At 64.2% G+C, this 19,736-nt stretch carries 16 protein-coding genes and 1 riboswitch; of the genes, 4 read left to right on the top strand and 12 right to left on the bottom strand.

The genetic code is table 11. The features are described from left to right. Positions 1–4: 4 nt before the first annotated feature. The 7 genes from R2770_15015 to R2770_14985 all read right to left on the bottom strand — a co-directional run bounded on the left by R2770_15015 (position 5) and on the right by R2770_14985 (position 6,406). Positions 5–955, bottom strand: a complete 951-nt coding sequence (locus R2770_15015) for a transglutaminase family protein (protein ID MEZ5281770.1) — start codon at positions 953–955, stop codon at positions 5–7. Next, positions 952–1,920 carry an alpha-E domain-containing protein gene (locus R2770_15010; protein ID MEZ5281769.1) on the bottom strand — a complete coding sequence of 323 codons (969 nt, stop codon included), beginning with the start codon at positions 1,918–1,920 and terminating at the stop codon, positions 952–954. Before R2770_15010 ends, R2770_15015 begins: the two co-directional genes overlap by 4 nt. Continuing rightward, positions 1,917–3,383 (bottom strand): circularly permuted type 2 ATP-grasp protein, encoded by a 1,467-nt coding sequence (locus R2770_15005; protein MEZ5281768.1) that lies wholly within the window; start codon positions 3,381–3,383, stop codon positions 1,917–1,919. The genes R2770_15010 and R2770_15005 overlap by 4 nt, the downstream gene beginning before the upstream one ends. A 47-nt stretch (positions 3,384–3,430) precedes the next feature. Then, complete coding sequence (locus R2770_15000) at positions 3,431–3,706, bottom strand: hypothetical protein (protein MEZ5281767.1); 276 nt, start codon at positions 3,704–3,706, stop codon at positions 3,431–3,433. An 86-nt stretch (positions 3,707–3,792) separates the two neighbouring features. Continuing rightward, on the bottom strand, positions 3,793–4,509 hold the full coding sequence (locus R2770_14995; protein ID MEZ5281766.1) for a hypothetical protein: 717 nt from the start codon (positions 4,507–4,509) through the stop codon (positions 3,793–3,795). Positions 4,510–4,516: 7 nt separating this feature from the next. Then, positions 4,517–4,605: riboswitch (SAM riboswitch) on the bottom strand. Positions 4,606–4,658: 53 nt separating this feature from the next. Continuing rightward, a complete protein-coding gene (locus R2770_14990) occupies positions 4,659–5,630 on the bottom strand; it encodes a hypothetical protein (protein ID MEZ5281765.1) in 972 nt (323 codons plus the stop codon). Positions 5,631–5,680: 50 nt separating this feature from the next. Then, the gene (locus R2770_14985) at positions 5,681–6,406 is read right to left on the bottom strand and encodes a hypothetical protein (protein MEZ5281764.1); all 726 of its coding nucleotides are present in this window, start codon (positions 6,404–6,406) and stop codon (positions 5,681–5,683) included. Positions 6,407–7,196: 790 nt separating this feature from the next. Between R2770_14985 and R2770_14980 the strand changes: the two genes are divergently transcribed. Further along, positions 7,197–8,747 carry a TROVE domain-containing protein gene (locus R2770_14980; protein MEZ5281763.1) on the top strand — a complete coding sequence of 517 codons (1,551 nt, stop codon included), beginning with the start codon at positions 7,197–7,199 and terminating at the stop codon, positions 8,745–8,747. An 82-nt stretch (positions 8,748–8,829) separates the two neighbouring features. On the opposite strand, the gene R2770_14975 is transcribed toward R2770_14980, so the two are convergent. Beyond that, positions 8,830–9,048 carry a hypothetical protein gene (locus R2770_14975; GenBank protein ID MEZ5281762.1) on the bottom strand — a complete coding sequence of 73 codons (219 nt, stop codon included), beginning with the start codon at positions 9,046–9,048 and terminating at the stop codon, positions 8,830–8,832. A gap of 168 nt (positions 9,049–9,216) precedes the next feature. On the opposite strand from R2770_14975, the gene R2770_14970 reads away from it, so the two are divergent. Next, entirely contained in the window at positions 9,217–10,218 is a 1,002-nt protein-coding gene (locus R2770_14970) for an ADP-ribosylglycohydrolase family protein (GenBank protein ID MEZ5281761.1), read from the top strand. 44 nt (positions 10,219–10,262) lie between these two features. Here the strand turns inward: R2770_14970 and R2770_14965 are convergent, their stop codons facing one another. The 4 genes from R2770_14965 to R2770_14950 all read right to left on the bottom strand — a co-directional run bounded on the left by R2770_14965 (position 10,263) and on the right by R2770_14950 (position 14,975). Continuing rightward, positions 10,263–11,807: an SIR2 family protein gene (locus R2770_14965; GenBank protein ID MEZ5281760.1), complete on the bottom strand. Its 1,545-nt coding sequence runs from the start codon at positions 11,805–11,807 to the stop codon at positions 10,263–10,265. 92 nt (positions 11,808–11,899) lie between these two features. Further along, positions 11,900–12,406: a hypothetical protein gene (locus R2770_14960; protein ID MEZ5281759.1), complete on the bottom strand. Its 507-nt coding sequence runs from the start codon at positions 12,404–12,406 to the stop codon at positions 11,900–11,902. Between the two features lie 2 nt (positions 12,407–12,408). Then, complete coding sequence (locus tag R2770_14955; GenBank protein ID MEZ5281758.1) at positions 12,409–12,744, bottom strand: hypothetical protein; 336 nt, start codon at positions 12,742–12,744, stop codon at positions 12,409–12,411. Positions 12,745–12,815: 71 nt separating this feature from the next. Then, a complete protein-coding gene (locus tag R2770_14950; protein ID MEZ5281757.1) occupies positions 12,816–14,975 on the bottom strand; it encodes a hypothetical protein in 2,160 nt (719 codons plus the stop codon). A gap of 259 nt (positions 14,976–15,234) precedes the next feature. Between R2770_14950 and R2770_14945 the strand changes: the two genes are divergently transcribed. Both R2770_14945 and R2770_14940 read left to right on the top strand, forming a co-directional pair. After that, on the top strand, positions 15,235–18,492 hold the full coding sequence (locus tag R2770_14945) for a TM0106 family RecB-like putative nuclease (protein MEZ5281756.1): 3,258 nt from the start codon (positions 15,235–15,237) through the stop codon (positions 18,490–18,492). Beyond that, the gene (locus R2770_14940) at positions 18,489–19,721 is read left to right on the top strand and encodes a DUF6361 family protein (protein ID MEZ5281755.1); all 1,233 of its coding nucleotides are present in this window, start codon (positions 18,489–18,491) and stop codon (positions 19,719–19,721) included. The genes R2770_14945 and R2770_14940 overlap by 4 nt, the downstream gene beginning before the upstream one ends. The last annotated feature ends 15 nt before the right edge of the window (positions 19,722–19,736 follow it).

Genomic DNA, 19,736 nt, shown 5'->3' with positions numbered 1-19,736 from the left:
TGGGTCACTGCTGTTGTTGTTGGGCTGCCAACTCGGTGGCGATCAGGTCGACGGCGACGGGCTGGTGTCGGCGACGAGGCCGTTCGGACAGCGAGCGATCGACCTGCTCCATGCGGCGCATTTCGACTGTGGCCTCGACCTCGGGGCTGGCGTCGCCCACATAGACCCCTCGCACGGGTGCCACGTCGTCGTAGTCGCGACCATGGCCCACAACGACGTGTCGTTCGCCGACGGGTTGATCGTTGGTGGGGTCCAATGCCCACCAACCCTGCCCCGGGATGGCGGCTTCGACCCATGCGTGGGTCAGCACCTGCACGATGTGATCTTCGTCGGCCTCGAGGTCGGTTTCGTCGGCGGCGAACAAATAGCCCGAGACGTAGCGGGCGGGAATACCCACCGAGCGCATGAACCCAATGGTCAGATGGGCGAAGTCCTGACACACGCCCTGGCCCTTGTCGACGAGCGCTTCGAGGCTGATGCCGATGTGGGTCGAGCCCCGCTGATACGCCAGGCGGCTGCGGGTCAGTTCGACGATGGCAGACATGGCGCTCTTTACATCGCCCAAGCCCGAGATCGCATCGCGGGCGAGTTCGGCGTGCTGCGGTGTCCAGTCGACGTGGGGCGAACGCTGCAGCAGTTCGGAGTTGTCGATGCGAAACTGGTCGTCCAGCGCAGACATCGGCGCCGATTCGAGGACAGGCCGGGGGCGGGTTTCGACGGCTGCCTCTGCCAGGATCTCGAGCCGGCCGTGGGACTGGACGTGGCCGAAGTGTTCGACGGTTGTGCCCCAATAGTCGGTGAACGACAGCACCCGGGTGGTGGGGGTGGTCGACAGGCGATAGCCCAGCAGGCGCTGTCCCGTCATGTCCCTGGGGCGGACGCGCACCTCGTTGTGGGCCTCACGAACTGGCTCGGCGTAGGCGAAGTTCATCTGATAGCGGATGTCGAGCCTCATGAGATGTCGACTCCCGGGCGGATGAACTGGGCGTGCAACACCGGTGAATGGGCGGGGTTGAAGGCATATGCGGCGATGACGTCGCTCAGGCCCACCAGCGCGTTCTCGATGTCGTCCAGGAAGGTCAGCGCGTCGTTGTCGAGGCTGCCCACGACGTCTCCGAACTCGAGATTCGACCTGGCCCGTCCGCACAGCTGCCTGGCGGGTCCCAATCCGGGGCCGTATTCCTGCAGGGCTTCCAGGCGTTCGTCGACCCGGCGCAGACACGACAGGACCGACCTGGGTGTGTGGCCGGCGCACAGCAGGAAGGTGGCTATGCGCATCGGCTCGTCTGCATAGCCGAACTCGCGCCGGTAGGCCTGCAGCGATGACGAGCAGCGCAACAGCACCGATGGTTCAAATCCGGACCCTGCGTCTGCCAGGCCGACCCGGGCCAGGCGGCAGGTGATGATGCAGCGTTCGAGCATTCGGCCCGAGTCGAAGAACGTGTATGTCTCGTCGCGCGGCATTGCCTCGGCCGCCACGCCCGCCATGGCCTGGCAGGCCCTGCGCACCGAGGTGAACAGGTCGAAGGGCGTCAGCGCTAGCTGGCGGGCCAGGTCGCCTCGTTGCAGTTCCAGGTGCAGGCGGTTGGCCTCTTCCCACAACTCGACCGGCACCCGGTCGCGCACGGTGCGGAAGTTCTCGCGTAGCTGAAACACGGTCGCTTTCACCGAACCCTGGTGTTCGCCGTCGAGGAAGAGGCGGCGAATGACCTCGTCTCGGTCTGCGGCGCGCCCTCGTGCTTCTGGTGGGGCGGCTGCGCCGAACAGGCCAAGCATCGCCACCCATTCCGCGTGGGCCCTTTGCTCGCGCAGGTGCATCGAGTTGCGCCCTACGACATCGAGCGCCCTGGTGGTGGCTTCGGCGCGCTCGAGCTGGCGGCCTGCCCAGAAGAGGGCCTCGGCGTGTCGTGCCAGTATCACTTCTGTTCCTCGGCGGGATCGTCGGCCAGCACCCACGTGTCTTTCGACCCGCCACCCTGCGACGAGTTGACGATCAGTGATCCCTCGCGCATGGCAACCCTGGTGAGCCCACCCGGGAACACTCGTGTTCGTTTGCCCGTCAGCACGAATGGTCGCAGGTCCAGATGGCGCGGGGCCAGGGCGTCACCCGCCAACGAGGGCAGGCTCGACAGCTGCACCAGTTCTTGAACGATCCAGCCGCGATGATCGCTGCGGATTGCCTCGGCCGCGGCGTGAAGTTCGGCATCGGTGGCTGCCGGGCCGATGGTTATGCCGTAGCCGCCGGATTCGGCGACGGGTTTGATGACCAGTTGGTCCAGCCGGTTCAGGCAGTGTTCACGCTGGTCGTCGTCCCACATGACGTAGGTGTCGACGTTGGGCAGGATCGGGTCTTCGCTGAGGTAATAGCGAATGAGGTCGGGGACGTAGGGGTACACGGCCTTGTCGTCGGCAACCCCGTTGCCCAGCGCGTTGCACAAGGTGACGGTGCCGGCCCTGGCCGCTCCCAGCAGGCCCGCGACACCCAGCGTCGAGTCTGGCCGGAAAGACACCGGGTCTATGAAGGCGTCGTCGATTCGTCGGTAGATGACGTCCACCGGCGACAGCCCACCGACGGTGCGGGCGTAGACGACCTGGTCTTCCACCACCAGGTCGCGTCCCTCGACCAGTTCCACTCCCATTGCCCTGGCCAGGAAGGCGTGCTCGAAATAGGCGCTGTTGTAAATGCCCGGGGTCAATATGACGATGGTGGGCGAGTCGCCGGCTGCCGGCGGGGCGACGTCTTCCAGAGTGGTGCGCAGCAGTTGGCCGTACTGATCGACCGGGCGAATCTCCTGGTGCTCGAACAGGTTGGGGAATGCCCGGGTCATGGCGGCCCGGTTCTCTATGACATAGCTGATGCCGCTGGGGTTGCGCAGGTTGTCTTCCAGCACCGCGTATGCGCCGTCGTCTCCGCGAACCAGGTCGATGCCGGCGATCATGCAGCGGGCGCCGAACGGGACGTCGATGCCGAAGGCGTTGCGTTCGAACCCCTTCGACGACGTGACCAGCCAGCGGGGGATGATGCCGTCGTGAATGGCGGCTTGTTCGCCGGCGTATAGGTCGTCGAGGAACCGGTTGAGGGCGGTCACCCGCTGGGCCAGGCCGCGCTCGAGGTGGCGCCACTCGATGGCCTCGATGATGCGAGGAAACAGGTCCATGGGCCAGGTGCGCTCGGTGCCCTGGTCGTCCGAATAGACCGTGAAGGTGATGCCCTGCCGGCGAAACTCGGCTGCTACCAGCTGTTCGATGCGGCGGGCTTCGTCTGCGTCGATCTCGGCGAACCGGGCGACAACCCGCTCGTAGGTGGGTCTGGGCGCACCGCTGGCGTCGAACGCTTCATCGAAGCCGACCCCCGGCCGGTAGCCGTCCAACAGCCCTGCCACATACGCACCCTATGCGGCCGAGAACGTCTTTGCTCGTGAGGTTGACGTCAGAACAGAGCGCCGGCCGCCAAAACGACGCTGGCCACGCCAAGCATCGAGGCGATGTTTGCCGCCACCAGCTTGGGGGTCAGGTTTCGTACCTCATTGCGTAGGTCTTGGATTTCGATGCGAAGTTCGGTCTTGGCGATGTCGATGTCTGTGCGCGTTGCGAGGTCGGTCCATCCGGCGGGTGGGAGTAGTTCCATCAGGACCTCGCTTGGTTCGGGGCCGATGCTCTTGACGAGTGCGTCGTGGAGTCGGCGGCGGTCTGCGTCGCTGATCATGGTATTCCTCGGGTTGGGTCAATGTCCGAGGGGGAAGCTGCGGTTGACGCTATCGAACCGGTGAGACAGCGGGGTTGGGGGTTGGGTCAGCGGCGTGGGCCCCAGGGGCCGTTGACCACCAGCGCTTCGAGGGGTTCGCCGCGCACCAGGGCAACGGTTGCCCTGTGGTGCCCGGCCAAGATCAGCGCTTCCTCGCCATCTCTCACGTACACCAGCGGCAACCGATTGCCGGGGTCGAGGTCGGCTTGGTAGGTGTCGCCCTTGGTGGGGTAGTGCTCGCCCAGGTAGAAGTGCACGCCCGGGGTGGTGACCCACGGCTGGGTTGCCGACAGCTTGCGCGGGTCGATGGTGGTTGTGCGCGCCGACCGGATTGCCGAGGCGACCACTTCGGGGGCATAGCTGCGAAGCCGTTTGGACCGTTGAGCTCTGGGGAACGGCACGGGCAGCAGCGGGGCGGCCTCTTCGTTCAGCAACGCCTGTGGGCCTGCGGCGTGAATCACCGCAACCTCGGGCGAGTGCTGCAGATCGTCCAGCGCCGGGAGTTCGCAGCGAGGGTTGGGCGACGAAGTCAGGCCGGGTGGTCGGGCCCGCCAACGGGCCTCTGCCGGTGGCGTGCCCAGGGCTATCAGGGTCTGTTCTGCGACCGCTGCCGACGTGGCCAGGACCCGCTGGCGCATGCGGATCAGCTTTGCGGCCTCGCCGGCAACGCCGGTGCGCACGGCGTCGAGTCTGGTCGAAGTACCGACCTGCAGGCGGGGCGTAACCGTGTACGCGTCGAAATCGGACGAATGCCGGGTGACCATTTGGTCCTCCTCATCGGTCCTGGCGTTGCCACCGTGTCATGCGACCGGTTGGCGGACCGTCAAAGGGCCAGGTCCCTCGAGTCCTCTGGATGAAGTGTTGGTGACTGTAACGGAACCGGGCCGACGTGGCCACCCCCGCCGGGGCCCCGTCAACTGTTGGGGTCTGTCAGCGAGAATCGTCCGAAACAGCCCCAGCGTTCGCGCTCTTGCCAGACGCCTTCCGTTTCGCACCAGCCCTGGGTGTGGGGGTTCAGGCCCCAAACGGCGTGCACGTTCTCGCCGTTCGAGGTGCAGTCCTCCCACGTTTCCATCGAGATGAAGGGCGGAAAGTCGGGCCACACCGTGCTGTGTTGCTCCCAGCACCACGAGGTCGGGGGAGCGGTTGTCGTGGTGACGTCCTGTTCGCGTTGGCGAATCCAGTCGTCGTAAGCGGTCTTGGTGGCTCGGTAGTCACCAACCTCACACTCGGGATCTGTCGTGCGGTAGTAGATGCCCGTCGGGTCGACGCCGTCCATGCAGTAGATGTAGGTGGCCTCGGCGATAGTGGTGGTGGTTGGGGCCTGGGTCGTCGTGGTCGGCCTGGTTGTCGCGGTCGTAGTGGCCGAGGTGGTCGAAGTCGTAGTGGCCGATGTGGTCGTGGTCGCCGGTGCTGCTGTGGTCGAAGTGGTGACGGTGGTTGGCGTTGCTGTCGTTGGGGTCGCAGCGGTTGTCGTTGTCGGCGCTGTGTCGGGGGGAGCTGCCGTGGTGTCGGACGACCCCTGGCTGGCGGATTCGGCGGCTCCCGAGTCGGTTTTGTCCGTGGTCGTTGTGGTGGCGCGGGCCGTGGTCGTCGAAGCCGCTTGGGTGTCGGGCGGGTCCTGGGCCGACGTCGTGGATGGTGTCGCGTCTTCATCCGCGTCGGGTGACTCGCCGAGGTCGCGCGATGTCGCGGCGGTCGTAGTGTCTGCACCGGTCGTCGTCGGCAGCGTCGAGGCAGGTGCGGTCTGCTCGTCGACGCCGTCCGAATCGGCAACGACCAACTCGGCAACGTCGTCACCGTTTCTGTTGTTGTTCAGGACCAGGGTGCCTGCACCCAAAACGAGGACGAACGCCGCCGCGCCCACCACTTTTGTACGGTTCATCGGTTCCTCCGAGCCCAGATGATTTCGCGTCGGGTGTGCAGTTTCAACACCTACCTACCGGGCCCGTGTGACATCGGATTTGGTCGTGACCGTTGAACCCTGCGGAGCAGGCGAGAGAGAGCGTGGATGCGACGGAGAGCGACGGTGATCACCCTTGTCGTGATCGACCTGCTTCTCGTCGCCGTTCTGGTGGTGACCCGGCCTGACGGTCCGTCGGTGTCGGCGACCAGCGTTGGAGACACGACCATGGCGATGGCCGCATCGTCGTTCAGCACGGAAACGACCCATCCGACGGGCGCCCAGTCGCCGCCTCCGGGGAGCGAACAACCGCCGGTGGTCGAGTCGAGCGAGATCGCCGTGGTGGTCAGCCTCGTCGGCACCACAACCACGACGTCGCGCGATGGGGCAGCACCGCCGGCTTCGGCGGTCTCGACGTCCATCGTCTCGCCGACGGCAGCGGCGACACAAGAACCTTCGACGACGACCACCGCAAGCTCGACGACCTCCGTCGTGTCGTCGACCTCTGAGTCGACAACGACGTCGACCGCGGCCCCATCGACGACCACTACTGCGGTGCCCGAGTCGACATCCACCACCGTGGGGCAGACAACCTCAACCACGGCGGTCGGCCCGACTCCCAGTACGTCTTCCAGCACATCGACGTCGACCACCCCGCCGACCTCGAGCACCACGACAACAACGACCTCCAGCACAACCACGACGGCTCCGCCGGCTACGACGACTTCGACGGCCACAACGACCACGACCACGACCATCGTGGAGGTCGTCGGCTACTGCTATCGGGTTCTGCCCAATGGCCGGCTGGCGATGAATCCGGTCCGCTCGACGCCAGACGAGTGTCAGGCTGGGCACGTGTGGCTTCCTGCCAGACGTGGCTGAGCCTGCGTCACAGGCGCCCCGCTGGGTCGATGCGATTAATTCGTTTGCTCGCCCTTGGGGATGAGTCAATACTCACCGCCATGGAAACGACGCACAGAAAACTCAACGGCTTCGGGCCGATGCTGTCGTGCGTCGGGTTCCTACAGCAGTCACCAGATCGCCGGATCTGACTTCTACGTTCAGGGCTGCCCGCTGCGATGGCGGGGACTTCTTCACCTCGAAAGTGACACCACCGAGCTCCGCCGCACGGTTCTCGGGCAGTCCGTAGGAAAACAGATTCGGTAGCCGGCTCGTGATCCTGCTGCGCAGGACCGGAGTTCTTCTGGATCCCGAGGTCGCGGGTTCAAATCCCGCCTCCAGCGAATCGCTGGGGTAGCTCAGCTGGGAAGAGCACGGGGCTACGCCTGTCCGACCTGGATCTCAGGATGGCGAGCCGGCACCCAAGTCGCTGTACATCAGCGGCGGGCAGTTGCGACGAGCGGGGATACTTCTGGAGCCCAATGGCGGTTCGATTCCGCCGCCCCTTCCGGCCCGACCGGCAGGGGAGACCTCACTCACCGGGATCTCTGCCCGTTCCCTTTCCTACGAGGCCACACAACAGCCTCGCGCTACCCGAAACCCAACCCACCAGACCGTTGCGACCAAGCCCACGAAAGGAGAGACACGATGGCCAAGTTCAGCGGACGTATCAAGACCCCCATGCCCCGGGCGGCACTGACGACAATCAATCAGCGTGCTCGAACCTTCGAGGGTGGGCAGGGCTGGGTCGCCGATCCCGAGACCGAGCTGTTCTTGCTGGCCGCGACCATGATGGCCGGCGAGGGCAGCTTCTATGAGCCTGCCGAGGTGCGCGATGTGCGCTTCGTCCAGCTGGTGCATCGGTTGACGGCCACCAACCCTGCGTTCGTGGCTGGGCTTGCGGCGTATCTGCGCACCGAGCTGAAGATCCGTTCTGCGTCCATCATGCTGGCGGCCGAGTACGTCGCTGCCGGTGGCGAGGGCGGCCGTGCGGTCGTCAACTCGGTGCTGCAGCGTGGCGACGAGCCCGCCGAGATGGTGGCCTACTGGTTGGGTCGTTATGGCCGCTCGATGAAGATGGCGGTGAAGCGTGGTGTGGCAGATGCCGTGCAGCGTCTGTACACCGAGCGGGCTGCGCTGCGTTACGACGGCCAGAGCCGTGCGGTTCGTATGGCCGACGTCATCGAGTTGACGCACCCCAAGGCGCGCGACCAGCGGCAGGCTGCCTTGTATCGCTGGTTGCTCGACAGCCGTCACCATGGTGACGCCAAGGCCGACCCCGACGTGTTGCCGATGCTGGCTGCCGCCGAGGCGGTCGAGGCGGTGCCGCCCGACGAGCGTCGTGACTATCTGCGAGTGCACGGTGCCGAGGCGCTCGCCCGTGCGGGCGTCAGCTGGGAGCGTCTGTCGGGCTGGGTGCCCGGCGGCATGGACGCCGAGGCGTGGGAGGCCGTGCTGCCCTCGATGGGTGTCATGGCCCTCATCAGTAACCTGCGGAACTTCGACGAGCAGGCGATTTCGGCAGAGGCGGTAGACACCGTCATCTCCAGGATCACCGACCCCGTCGAGGTCGAGCGGGCCAGGCTGTTCCCGTACCAGGTGTGGGCGGCGTACAAGAACGCGCCGTCAGACAACTGGAAGCGGGCGCTGGGCATCACGCTCGAGCTGACCACGTCCAACGTGCCCGTGCTCGATCGCACCCTGGTGTTGATCGACATGTCGGGCTCGATGCAGGCGCCGGTTTCGGCCCGGTCGAAGGTGACCCGTGTCGAAGTTGCCGCTGTCATGGCAGCGGTGACCGCGACGAAGGGCGCCGATGTCAATGTGGCGATCTTCGGTGCGACGAACAGGGCGGTGCGCATCCGCAGGGGTGCGTCGGTCTTGGGTGTCGTGAACGATCTGGTCGCCATGATCGGCCACGTCGGGCACGCCACGTATGGCCACACCGCCATCGCCCACCAGTACAACAGGCGGCGTCACGACCGTGTCGTGATGTTCACCGACGACCAGCAGCACGACTCGGGTCGTGTCGACCTTCGCAAGGTCCCCCTGATCTACACCGTGGACCTGGGTGGCTATGCGATCAGGTCACTGCGCACCGGCGAGGCTGGTCGTTATGCGCTGGCCGGGTTCAGCGACGCCACGTTCACCTTGATGCGCACGCTCGAGGATGGACGTGACGCAGGCTGGCCGTTCTAGCCGAGGATGGCCCGGGGTGTGACGCCCCGGGCCATCTGCGCGTTGTCGGCGGGGCGAAGGACTTCGGCCGGCGAGAGCTGGCTCACCTGTTCATTCCGTCTGACGTGGTGCCGTCGAGTCGGTCTGTTTCGGCTGCGTAGTGGATGCTGGCCGCATCTGGCATTGCGTCGAGGTTCGAGTGAAGGTCGTTCCACCAGTCGTCCCGGCCGAGCCTACGAACAGCCTCAGTCACCACTTCGACCAGCGTCGTCCCGCGGTGTTCGGCGATGCGAGCGATCTCGTCGCGAAGCTCGACGGGCACTCGGAGGTTCGTGGATCGGTTTGGCACCATACGTGGACCTCATCTAAGTGCTCTAGGCATCGCCATGTCGAGCCGACGCTCCGCGGTCAGTCAAACTGAGCTACGAAGGATTTGGCTTGTCACTTCGAAGTGCTAAGAGTCTTTGCGAAGCTGGAGGCCAAAGCTGAAATGGAACGAATCGAACGAATCCGTGGATGCCTTCTCGGCGGAGCGGTTGGTGACGCCTTGGGCTCTCCCACCGAGTTCAAGCGGTGGTCTCAGATCGCTGATCAATACGGACCAGAAGGGATCGCCGACTTCGACGAGTCCTACGGGCGCGTTGGCGCAATCACCGACGACACCCAGATGACCTTGTTCACGGTCGAGGCGATCGTTCGGGCGATCGAGTCCTCCGACGGTCATCTTCCTGTCTCCAACGAAGCGCTGGCGGTCGAACTGCACCTCGCCTACCTGCGGTGGCTGACGACACAGGGGGTGAGCGGAGCGATCGACGTCGAGCTGTCGGGGCATCTGATCGAGATCAGCGGGCTTTGGTCTCGACGAGCCCCCGGCAACACGTGCCTGTCGGCTCTCCGCGAGGCGACCGTCGTAGGCACGCAGGCGGCCAACAACAGCAAGGGATGCGGTGGAGTCATGCGGACGGCGCCGATCGGATTCCTTGGTGACGGCTCGTATGAGCTGGGTTGCCTTGCGGCCGGTCTAACTCACGGCCACCCATCGGGGAAGACGTCGGCGGGAGCGCTGTCGTTCCTGATCGACGCCATCAAGGACGGCGCGTCGACCACTGACGCCGTCTCGTCAACCATCGACAGGCTCGCCAGGGATCCGGCCGCTGGAGAGGTCTTGGCCATGTTGCGAACCGCCGCGATGCTGGCGGCCTGCGAGTTCTCCGGCCCACCGACGCCGTCGGAGCTCGGTGAGGGCTGGGTGGGTGAAGAGGCTCTTGCCATCGCGGTCTGGTCGGTTGTGAGACACCGCGACGATCCAGCGCAGGCAGTTCGGGTTGCGGCCAATCATGACGGCGACACCGATAGCACTGCGTCCATCGCCGGACAGATAGTCGGAGCCGCTTACGGCACTGGGTGGCTGGACGAGTTCGACCTGCCCAACCTGGAACTCAGCGAAGAGATAGGAGCTCTGGCCTGGCGCTACGACGCCGCCCTAGGTTGATTCGTTCGGTCCGACCCGGCGGTCGATGCCCGAGGCTCGCGGTATCAGGGGCCGGGCGATCCACGGAAGCGAGAGAGTGCTTCATCGACGGCTTCTCGTATCCCGAGCCGAACGCCGTTGGCGCGCGAAGCCGCCATCACCTCGTCGAGCTTGTCTCGAAGCGCTCGTTCGTCAGCTGTGAAGACCGCGTCGAACGTTGGGTCCATCAGGTGCTCGGCTCGGGCGGAGGTTGCCGCGGCCAAGTAGTCGAGCAAGATCGCCAGACGCCTGACGGGGGTGGATGAGGCGCCGCCGACAGTCGATAAGAACTGGATGTCGCCATGCCACACCTCATGGACTAGTCGGGGCCTTTCGCTGGTCAGGACGGTTCCGAAGGGTGTCGTGTCATCACCGGCGGCCCGTGATTCGGAGAGTGTCGCCTGCACTTGGTGCACGATCCGGTGGAAATTGTCGTCCGACAGCGAGTATCCGACGAAGAGAAGGTGACGGGTCAGCAACATGGCGTGGACCAGTCCCGCCAGTGCCTGGCTCGAGTCCTCGAAGCGCAGGTAGTCGCTTCGGGACAAGACCAGTGGCCGCTTGTGATCGTCGAGCGATCCGTGGAGCTTCAACAGCCAGTGCTCCCCTGTCGCTGTTCCATCCTGCGGCAGTACCGAGGGCTTGCGGCCTGTGTCGCGCCATGCGCGCTCGAACATGGTGTCGTAGTTAGTAGTCATCGCCTCGGCGACGGGAAGCGACGCCAGAATCTGGTGCATCAGCGACAGATGTTCGGAGCCCACACTCTCTTCAATCGCCCAGCGCAGCCTCTTCTCGCCGATTCGTCCACTGAGAACCGCGCCTGCGTCCCGAGGGTCGAGGGTGTCGAGTTCGCTGATTTCAGCCTCGGTCAAACCGGCGAGGCTGCCGAGATCGAGAAGCATCTGCCTCCACGAAGGCAGCCCAGCGCCCATGCTGACCCCGGCACCGAGGAACAGCACCAGCCTCCCTGCGCGGGCCTTCGAGGCGAGTTCGTCTGCCCGTCGCATCTGTAGTTCGTCGAGTTCGGGCCAGTCCGGCATGTAGCGCCGTCGCGCCTCCTGGGCGGCCGAATAGGAGGCGTCGTCGGCAAGTACCAGAACGATGTCAGCATCGACGCTTTGCAGTTCATCGAGTAACGCATGGACGATCGCCTTGACGACCTCGCCTTTGCGATGTGACATGCCGCCTGCACCTGCCCCAACGAACGGCATGGCAACGAGCGGACGGTGGTCGCCGATTGGTCTGGTTGTCAGGCGAGAGTGGTGTTCGGCCGACTGGCGGAGGTACAGCCTCGCCGCCTCGGCATACCACCACGGCGGCTTTCGGCCTTCCCCTGTGTGCCCGGCCCAGACCGCCGGTTCGGTGTCGGATCCATCGCGAACTAAGACCACACGTCGGTCGCCGTCGGGCGGATCTACCAGGTGTCCGTCGCGCAGGGGCAGGTTCATGCGGTTCCACGGGCGAACCAGGTAGCCGGGAGAGTGGGTTGGCCCGCCTCCGCAGGGAACCAGGATGGCGTCGCATGTCAGGGCGAGAAGATCGCCACGGGTGACGAACAGGTGGCCGGCCATACCGAAATGACTACCACGACCTAGTCGCTGTCAAAGGGTCAGGCGTCGCTCGCATCGCCTCGTACGGTCGTAGCGGCTTCGCGGCGCTCTTCTCAAAACCAGCGGTAGCGATCGGAGGCCTGCGTGGCCGATAGGGAGGTGGCGATGAGTTCGTACTCGTCTGGGTGGAAGATGGCGCACGGGTAGGCGGCGAAGCGCTTCAGTACCCTCCACCAGAATCGCCATGTGATGTCGTCGTCATCGGTGCCCTGAACCCATTTGAAGGTGGCGGCCTGGGTGTCGACCTCGAAGAACATTGACGCGGTCGGGTGACTGAAAGATTGCGCCCAAGGCCATCGTCGGCCTGGTTCTTGGTGTTCGCTCACGAGCGTCCAACCGGGTTGCATCTTCTGCATGATCCCCAGGGCGTCGAGCATCCATTGGCGATCGTTCCGCGATACGTAGGTCGTGTCCCGCTCGTCGCCTCCGTTCGGGATCATTACCGGCGTGCCGTCATCCCCAGTGGTCAACGTCCAGCCATCGTCATACGCCCGCTCGACCGCGTTATGCCTCGTCTCGCCCGGCAACATTCGAATGGCCTCAATCCCGCTCCAACCCATGCCTAATCCCAAAGAACCGAGTAGCCGTGTGGATCGAGGTGAACCGAGTGCGCGCCACACGCTGGGCAGTCCCACGCCGTCGCCTCGGTTGCACCGGAGTCTGGGTGTCGGAGATCAACCAACTCGCCCCCGCAGTCGGGACAAGGATCGCCCGGCTCGCTGATCTCGACGTCGCCCAACGGCTCGAAGTCCTCGTAGCGCCTATCGACGGTGAAGATGCTCTTGCAGCCACGACACGAGACGGGCACCGCCTCGGAGGCCATCATCCCGACACCAACCAGCAGCATCCCGGACTGATAGCCGCAACTGGAGCACTCGTATGCTTCAGAGGTTCCCATGACTACCGATACCCCTTCTTGTCGGTGATCCAGCGCTCGTGCAGCGAGCTCCAGCGGAGTTCCATGTCGGGTCAGGCTCGCTGAGCCAGCGTCGCGAGGGCGGCTATGACGCCTCGTTCTCCCAACTCGGCATAGCCGTGCTGGACACCTGTTATCCGGCAGTGAGTGATCAGCGGTGTGGATAGAGCGTGCCCGATCCTCCCGTAGACGATCAGAACGATGTCGTCTTCGGGGTCGATGGCGTTCAGCCAATCGGTGTTGGCCGACTTGCTCTTCTCGGATTCGTGCCGCACTACGCGCTTTAGGCCCAATCTCGAGCAGAGGGAGTCCTCCCACGGACGTTCGATGTCGCCCACCAAACGAAGGGTGCGGTTCACAAATGTCTTTCCTATGGTCGAGATACTCCGGTCGCGCTGCATCGCCCGCCAGTCCGACAGCGCGTCGGAGTCTTCGAACACCCGCTCGATCTGATCCAGCAGGGTTGCGACAGTTCGCGACCTCTCCTCGTGCCCGAGGCACGCTCCCCGTATCGAATCGGCGAGGTCCAACGCGATGTCGGGCTGTCCAGATCGAGCTGCCACATCCAGCGCTTCGCAGATCAGCGAGAAGCCGACGCCCTCGGCATCGGTGTCGCCGGAGGTCAACAGGTCGGTCGCAATGGCAGACAGCAGCGAAGGTTGAACCGCTGGGGCAAGGTCGCGAACTCGCGGTGCCTGGTCCGCGAGAGAGGTCCAGTCGTGTCGGCTTGCCAGTACCCGGATCCACCTGTGGAGGTAGGGAGCCGTCTCGTCGGTCAGCCCGAGGTCTTCGATGAGGGTGCGCAGTGGTGCGTTCTCGATCGTTTCGGGGTCCGGCCACCGGGTCGTGATGAGCCGCCGCGCTGCCGCCATGTCGCTGTACCCACGTAGCTCGGCAGCATGCGCAGCGATTGACGCGTCGTCGATTCGACCCCATACAGCGTCGATTAGATCGGCGACGCGTTCCAGGCCGAGGTGGTTCGACCACAATTCGGGTGCGAGTTCGTGCACGACGGCGCTCGGCGAAGCTGCCAACGCGCTGATGAGCAGGCTCAGCGAAGCGTGGTCCTCGAGCGGTACTCGCCCGAATGCTGAACCGTCGATCGTCGAGCTTCCAAGGCGTGCTGACGCGGCAAGGTGCAGAAGCTCGGACCTCGGAGTCGCCTGGCTCATCTTCGCGACTGATGCGATCGTCTCTTCGAGCCTGCCGGCGTTGTAACACCGTTCCGCAAGGTTGAGTAGTAGGCGATCATCCTCTCCGCCCATAGGGATGAGGTGCTGTTGCAGGATGTCGATCCATGCATCATCTGCAAGTGCCGAAGTTCGTTCGAGGGCTGTTACCAAACGGTGAACACTTGCGGCGTCGACGGAGGAAGGCGACGAAGCGGTTGACGTAGCGACATCGGAGATTGCGTTGAGGGTGATGGCCGGTCGGCACGAGCGCATCGGCTCGGGCATGAGGTTCAGACGAAGGGTTCCGTTGCCTGATGCGAGCACCTGCAAAGGAACTCTCGCAGAGTCGTCGTTGATGGTGATCTCTCCATCAAGCTGCGCCCATCCACTCGGTGTGGATTCGATGACAATGGCCTCTGGCTTTGCTGCGGCGGCGATGTCGAGGTGGGCGAACAACCGAGTGCCTACCTGAACGGTCCCTCCTGGTTCGATCGGAAGACCTTCGACTGTTTCAACCCTGGAGAGTCGAGCGAAGCGCGAGCCGTCGAAAAAGCCGTTCCGGTCGAGGCGGCTACGCACGTCACGCCAGGCGGCCGATGCCTCGTCCCAACCGTTTGGGTTGCGGAGGCCAGGGTTTGGTTCGGAGAAGAGGAAGTAGGGCCGGGTCTTGTCTGTTTCCTTGCGGCCGGCGTCGTAGTCGGCGTCGGCGTCGGCTCTCCATTGTTCGGTGAGTCGTTCTGTGCCGAGGGTGAAGGACCCGACCCGGATGCCCAGGGTGATCTTCTCGGCCGATTCGTCAACCCGCTCGACGACAGCCCAGCGGATCGGCTCGAAGTCTCGATATGGCGAGTCGGCGAACACAATGCAAGCGCCGTCTCCGACTGCCACAGCCAGACCAGGCTGGATCCATCGTCGGTTATAGGAGATCTCGAAGTTTGCCCCGTCGGGGGCGGCCAGGATCGCCAGGTTCTGCTGGTGGTACTCGCGCACTCGAGATGACTTGACGAGGAAGAGGACTTCGCCAGTCCCGCTGCTTGTCATCCCTGTTCCCTCCGAACCAAGTGCGCTGCGCTCTACATGACCGATGGCCGTGACACACGCGAAGCCAGCCCCCCAAGGTTGTCACGTCGAGGGCATATGGGCTAGCTGACTACGATCGCCCGAGGAGGTGACGGTGGCGAAGCAGCGACTTCTAACTCCAACGAAGATCACAGCGTGGCTCGACTGCGCCCATTACCTGACGCTGTCGCGACTCGACGAGGCCGGACAACTGGACTTCGAGGCGGGTGGGTTCGGTTCGATGGCGCAAATGCTGGTCGATAAGGGCCTGGCGCACGAGAACGAATGCCTACAGCACTACCGGCAGACCAGGACCGTATTCGAGGTCCCTGACCGCCGAGAGCGAGAGACGTTCGCTGCCTGGGTTGATCATGTGTGCGATGTTCTCGCCGAAGGCCACGACGTCATCTACCAGATGCCGTTCGTTCACGACGGAATCCGGGGAGTCGCAGACTTCCTTGTACGGGTCGACTACGAAGACGGCTTCACGTATGAGCCGGTCGACGCCAAGCTCGCCCGAAGTGAAGCGAAGCCCGGGCACATACTGCAGCTCTGCTTCTACGCCGAGGCCATTGAGGCTGCAACGGGTCTGCGCCCGGAGAACCTCCACGTGTGGCTTGGCTCGGGCCAGACAGAGTCGGTTCGCGCCGACGATGTAGGCGCCTACTGGCGGCGATTGCGGCACCAGCTTCGGCGGGTCATGGACTCGGAGCAGGAAGACGAGACCACACCTGTCCCTTGCTACCACTGCGACTTCTGCGAGTACCAGGGCGTGTGCGACGCTGAGTGGCGAGCCAAAGACTCACTGGTCTACGTCTCTCGCCTGGGCTCAGCCGATCGAGCCGAGCTAGAGACGTCTGGCATAGCAACCATGGCGGAGCTCGCCGCAGGTCCAACCGTCGAGTCCATCCCGGCGGTTCGTCTCGAACGCCTGGTCGATCAGGCTTCACTCCAGGTCGAGGCACGAACGTCGGATGCTGAAGTGCCGCCCTTCCGGCCGATCGCCGCGAGCGAGGACCCCCTGTGGGGTCGCGGTCAGGAGCTGCTGCCACTACCGGACGAGGGCGACATCTTCCTCGATTTCGAGGGCCACCCGTTCTGGAAGCCGGCGACCGGTCTGATCTTCCTGTTCGGATACCTGGTGCGGCGATCTGGCACCTGGACCTTCGAGGAGATCTGGGCCCACGACGAGGCCGAGGAATCCGAGGCGGTAGCGAAGCTCATCGACTTGATCGGTGGCCGTCGTGAGGCCTACCCGGGCATGCACGTGTACCACTACAACCACACCGAACGGTCGACGCTCGAGGCGCTGACCATGAAGTACGGGGTCAGGATGCTTGAGCTTCGCAAGCTGATCGACACCGGGTGTTTCGTCGACTTGCTGCCGGTTGTAACGAACTCGTACCAGGTGGGTGTCGAGTCTTACGGGTTGAAGCACATGGAGCGTCTCGCCGGGTACGAGCGTGGCCACGAGATCGACCGTGGTGCCGGAGCCGTAGTCGAGTACGACGCCTTCACCATCGATGGTGACCCAGCGCGCCTCGAGGCGATCGCTTCGTACAACGAAGACGACGTTCGGGCAACGATGGCGTTGCGCGACTGGCTTGTCGTGCAACGAGCGACCGACATCGAATGGCGCGACGCATACCTGACCCCCGATAGCGACATTCCCGAGCTCGACGAGATGGTCAGCCGCCTGCTGGGCTTCGACGAGGACTCGCCCGAGAGACTGCTGGGCCATGTCCTCGGGTATTGGCAGCGTGAGTACCTGGCCAATCTTGCCCCAAAGCTGGTTGCTCTCGCCGGAGACTCACAAGCGGCGCTCGAACACCCGTCGGTGTTGGTCGATCTCGAGTGCCTCGGCCTGCAGCCTCGGTTTGGAAAGAACGACAGGCCGCTCACGCCAGCACTTCAGTTCACCTGGCCACCTCAAGAGCTGGACGCCCCGTATCCAGACCGGCCGCCCGAACCCCGGGTCCTCCTTGTTTCCAACGAGGGCTACAAGTTCAAAAGTGTGCACTCGTTCGACCGCGGCCAACGGTTAGTAGAGCTGCTGTGGAAAGACGACCCCGATGACCCGTTGCCCGTTCCAACTCGGATGGCCTTCTTTAACTGGGTCAGGCCGAATCCAAAGCCCGACGCCCTGAACGAGCTCGCGTCCGCTGTGCTCGACCCTGAGACTCATGGCGAGCCAAGTGAAGTGGCGATGGCGTTATTGCGCCGAGACAAGCCCCGTTTCGTGGCGGAGTGCGGTTTGACGGGCAAGGTGGTTCCCGACTCGGTTGAAGAGATGGTGGACTGGGTGCGCCATCTCGATCAGAGCTTCGTGGCTGTTCAGGGTCCCCCTGGAACCGGGAAGACCTGGCGCGGTGCGCGCATGGTGCATTCGCTGATACAGGCCGGACAGCGGGTCGGCATCACGGCGTTTAGCCACAGCGCCATCGACAACCTGCTCGCCGAGATCGTCGACGTGTTCAGCCAGGAGGACGATGTCGGTCTCAAGGCCGTGCGACGTGGCGAGGAGCCCCGCAGCGGTGGGCTGCCCGGTGTTTCGTATGCCGGCACCAACCCCGCAGCTGCGAAAGATGGCTACAACCTTGTGGCGGGCACGACATGGCTGTTCGCCAACGCCGACATGGCTGAGAACCCCGTCGACGTGCTCATCATCGATGAGGCGGGCCAGTTGTCTCTTGCTGATGCACTGGCTGCTTGCCGTTCTGCGAAGAATCTCGTTCTCTTGGGAGATCCACTCCAGCTGCCGCAGGTTTCACAGGCCTCGCATCCGGCGAGCAGCGGCTCAAGCGTTCTCGAACACGTCCTCGGAGACAACGTAACAATCCCGCCGGACAGGGGCGTGTTCCTCGCTGAGACCCGGCGGATGCATCCCAGTGTCTGCGAATTCATCTCCCACCAGATCTATGAGGGGCGCCTGTCGAGCAACTCTGAGTGCGCCCGCCAAAAGACCGCGCTTGGCACGGGCCTTCGCTGGCTTCGGGCTGACCACGAGGGGTGTTCGACTGAGAGCGAGCTTGAGGCAGAGCTGATCGCCGAGCAGATCGCCGCGTTGATCGGCACCGACTGGGTCGACTCCAAGAATGTGACTCGCCCGCTTGGTGCGGGAGACTTCATGGTGGTTGCGCCATACAACGACCAGGTTCGGTGCATTCAGAACCGCCTGAGGGCGAACTCAGCGACCCGCGATGTCGAGGCAGGCACGGTAGATCGCTTTCAAGGCCGCGAGGCCGCGGTCGTGTTCTTCAGCATGGCGTCGTCGTCCAGTGAAGACATGCCCCGGGGATACGGTTTTCTCTTCTCGCGGAACCGGCTTAACGTCGCGATTTCACGGGCTCGCTGTCTGGCGTATCTAGTGTGCTCCGAAACGCTGCTCGACAGCCGCGGCCGCTCGATCGACGACATGACATTGATCTCGACCCTGTGTTCGCTAGTTGAGTGGTGCAAACTGCCGACGGACAAACATTCGACGGAGCTGACCGCATGACAGTCGCTGACTATCGCCCGCAGTCGTCGCTTGGCTGGCTCGACTTTGATGCGGCTGCGTCGGAACGCGTCGGGACGCTATTGAGGGCACTCGACGAGCCCGGCACATTGGACCCGATAGGTCTAGGGCCTGTGCGTGATGCTCTCTCACAGATCTTGGCACCAGGGGTGTCCACGATTCAGACCCGGCTGCGGTATTTCGTCTTCCTGCCCTGGATCTTCCAGCGACTCGCGGAAGAACGCACAACGCCGGCACGCTTCGCGGCCAGGCTTCGGGACCACGAGGTAAGGCTGATCGATTGCCTTCACCATCTCGGTCCAAACCACGGAATCCAGGGCTACACCGTGCGGCACAACCTGAGCCGAATGCCCAGCGAGGCGTACTGGGGTGGACTGCGCAGCTGGGGCATCTGCCGGGTGAAGATGTCGCTCAACGAGTTTGGGCGGGCGTTCTCTGCGCTGACCCTTCGTGGACCCGAGCGCGACGACGACGGTGCAGCCATTGAGACGTCGTTTGGCTTGTGGGCACCAGTACCCGACCCACCGGACGACTTTCTCGACGCCGACATTTCGTTCGAGCTCACGGCGGACGAGGCCCGGTTCATAGGTGACCAGATTCGGCACCACCACCCAGACTCGTTGCTGGCAGTGGCGACAACGTTCGCCAGCGAGGCCGCGCTTGCCGAATACCCGTGGCAAGTTGAAGCGTCGAAGCTGCCGCCCCGAGTAGCCGAGATGGTTCGACACGCCAAGTGCGTTGCCGAGACAACCCTTGGGCCCCAGCTTCTCTACAACCTGCTTGTGGCCGAGCGAGCGAGCCAAGAGCTCGGCTGGGATACACGGGATCTGAGGGATCGACTCGCTGCAGCGCTCGATGAGTGGGTCGGCCTCATGAGTTCGGATTCGGAGTCGGTCGAGGTTTGGGCGGCCGATCGCGACAGCTTCTACAAAGCAATCGGTGGTGAGGAGGCTGTCCCCCGTTCCACCAGGGTGTTTGTCGACTCGATGATCGACGCAGCCATCGCTGACCCGGAGGGCCTGGCCGGCGACACCGCCGTCAGGAGTGCCATACGCGACCGCGAGATCAAGCTGAAAGGCAAGCGCGCTCGATTGGGTCCTCGGTCGGCCATCGAGACCTGGAACGGCGAGCCATTCGGCGGGATGCTGACGTTCAGGTGGCCCACCTGCGTGGGATACCTAGAGGACCTTGGCGCAGTGGAGGGCCTTTAGTGCTGGCCCCGACGC

Source organism: Acidimicrobiales bacterium, from assembly GCA_041394185.1.
Lineage (GTDB): Bacteria > Actinomycetota > Acidimicrobiia > Acidimicrobiales > Poriferisodalaceae > JAAETH01.
This window is presented reverse-complemented; position numbering and strand designations above follow the sequence as displayed.

What these genes read in the sequence shown, in the direction of transcription:
- R2770_14940 (MEZ5281755.1), top strand. Translation starts at nt 18,489, where the DNA reads ATGACAGTCGCTGACTATCGCCCGCAGTCGTCGCTTGGCTGGCTCGAC.
- R2770_14945 (MEZ5281756.1), top strand. Translation starts at nt 15,235, where the DNA reads ATGGCGCAAATGCTGGTCGATAAGGGCCTGGCGCACGAGAACGAATGC.
- R2770_14980 (MEZ5281763.1), top strand. Translation starts at nt 7,197, where the DNA reads ATGGCCAAGTTCAGCGGACGTATCAAGACCCCCATGCCCCGGGCGGCA.
- R2770_14990 (MEZ5281765.1), bottom strand. Translation starts at nt 5,630, where the DNA reads ATGAACCGTACAAAAGTGGTGGGCGCGGCGGCGTTCGTCCTCGTTTTG.
- R2770_14965 (MEZ5281760.1), bottom strand. Translation starts at nt 11,807, where the DNA reads ATGGCCGGCCACCTGTTCGTCACCCGTGGCGATCTTCTCGCCCTGACA.
- R2770_14970 (MEZ5281761.1), top strand. Translation starts at nt 9,217, where the DNA reads ATGGAACGAATCGAACGAATCCGTGGATGCCTTCTCGGCGGAGCGGTT.
- R2770_14985 (MEZ5281764.1), bottom strand. Translation starts at nt 6,406, where the DNA reads ATGGTCGTGGTCGTGGTCGTTGTGGCCGTCGAAGTCGTCGTAGCCGGC.
- R2770_14950 (MEZ5281757.1), bottom strand. Translation starts at nt 14,975, where the DNA reads ATGACAAGCAGCGGGACTGGCGAAGTCCTCTTCCTCGTCAAGTCATCT.
- R2770_15000 (MEZ5281767.1), bottom strand. Translation starts at nt 3,706, where the DNA reads ATGATCAGCGACGCAGACCGCCGCCGACTCCACGACGCACTCGTCAAG.
- R2770_15015 (MEZ5281770.1), bottom strand. Translation starts at nt 955, where the DNA reads ATGAGGCTCGACATCCGCTATCAGATGAACTTCGCCTACGCCGAGCCA.
- R2770_14995 (MEZ5281766.1), bottom strand. Translation starts at nt 4,509, where the DNA reads ATGGTCACCCGGCATTCGTCCGATTTCGACGCGTACACGGTTACGCCC.
- R2770_14955 (MEZ5281758.1), bottom strand. Translation starts at nt 12,744, where the DNA reads ATGGGAACCTCTGAAGCATACGAGTGCTCCAGTTGCGGCTATCAGTCC.
- R2770_14960 (MEZ5281759.1), bottom strand. Translation starts at nt 12,406, where the DNA reads ATGGGTTGGAGCGGGATTGAGGCCATTCGAATGTTGCCGGGCGAGACG.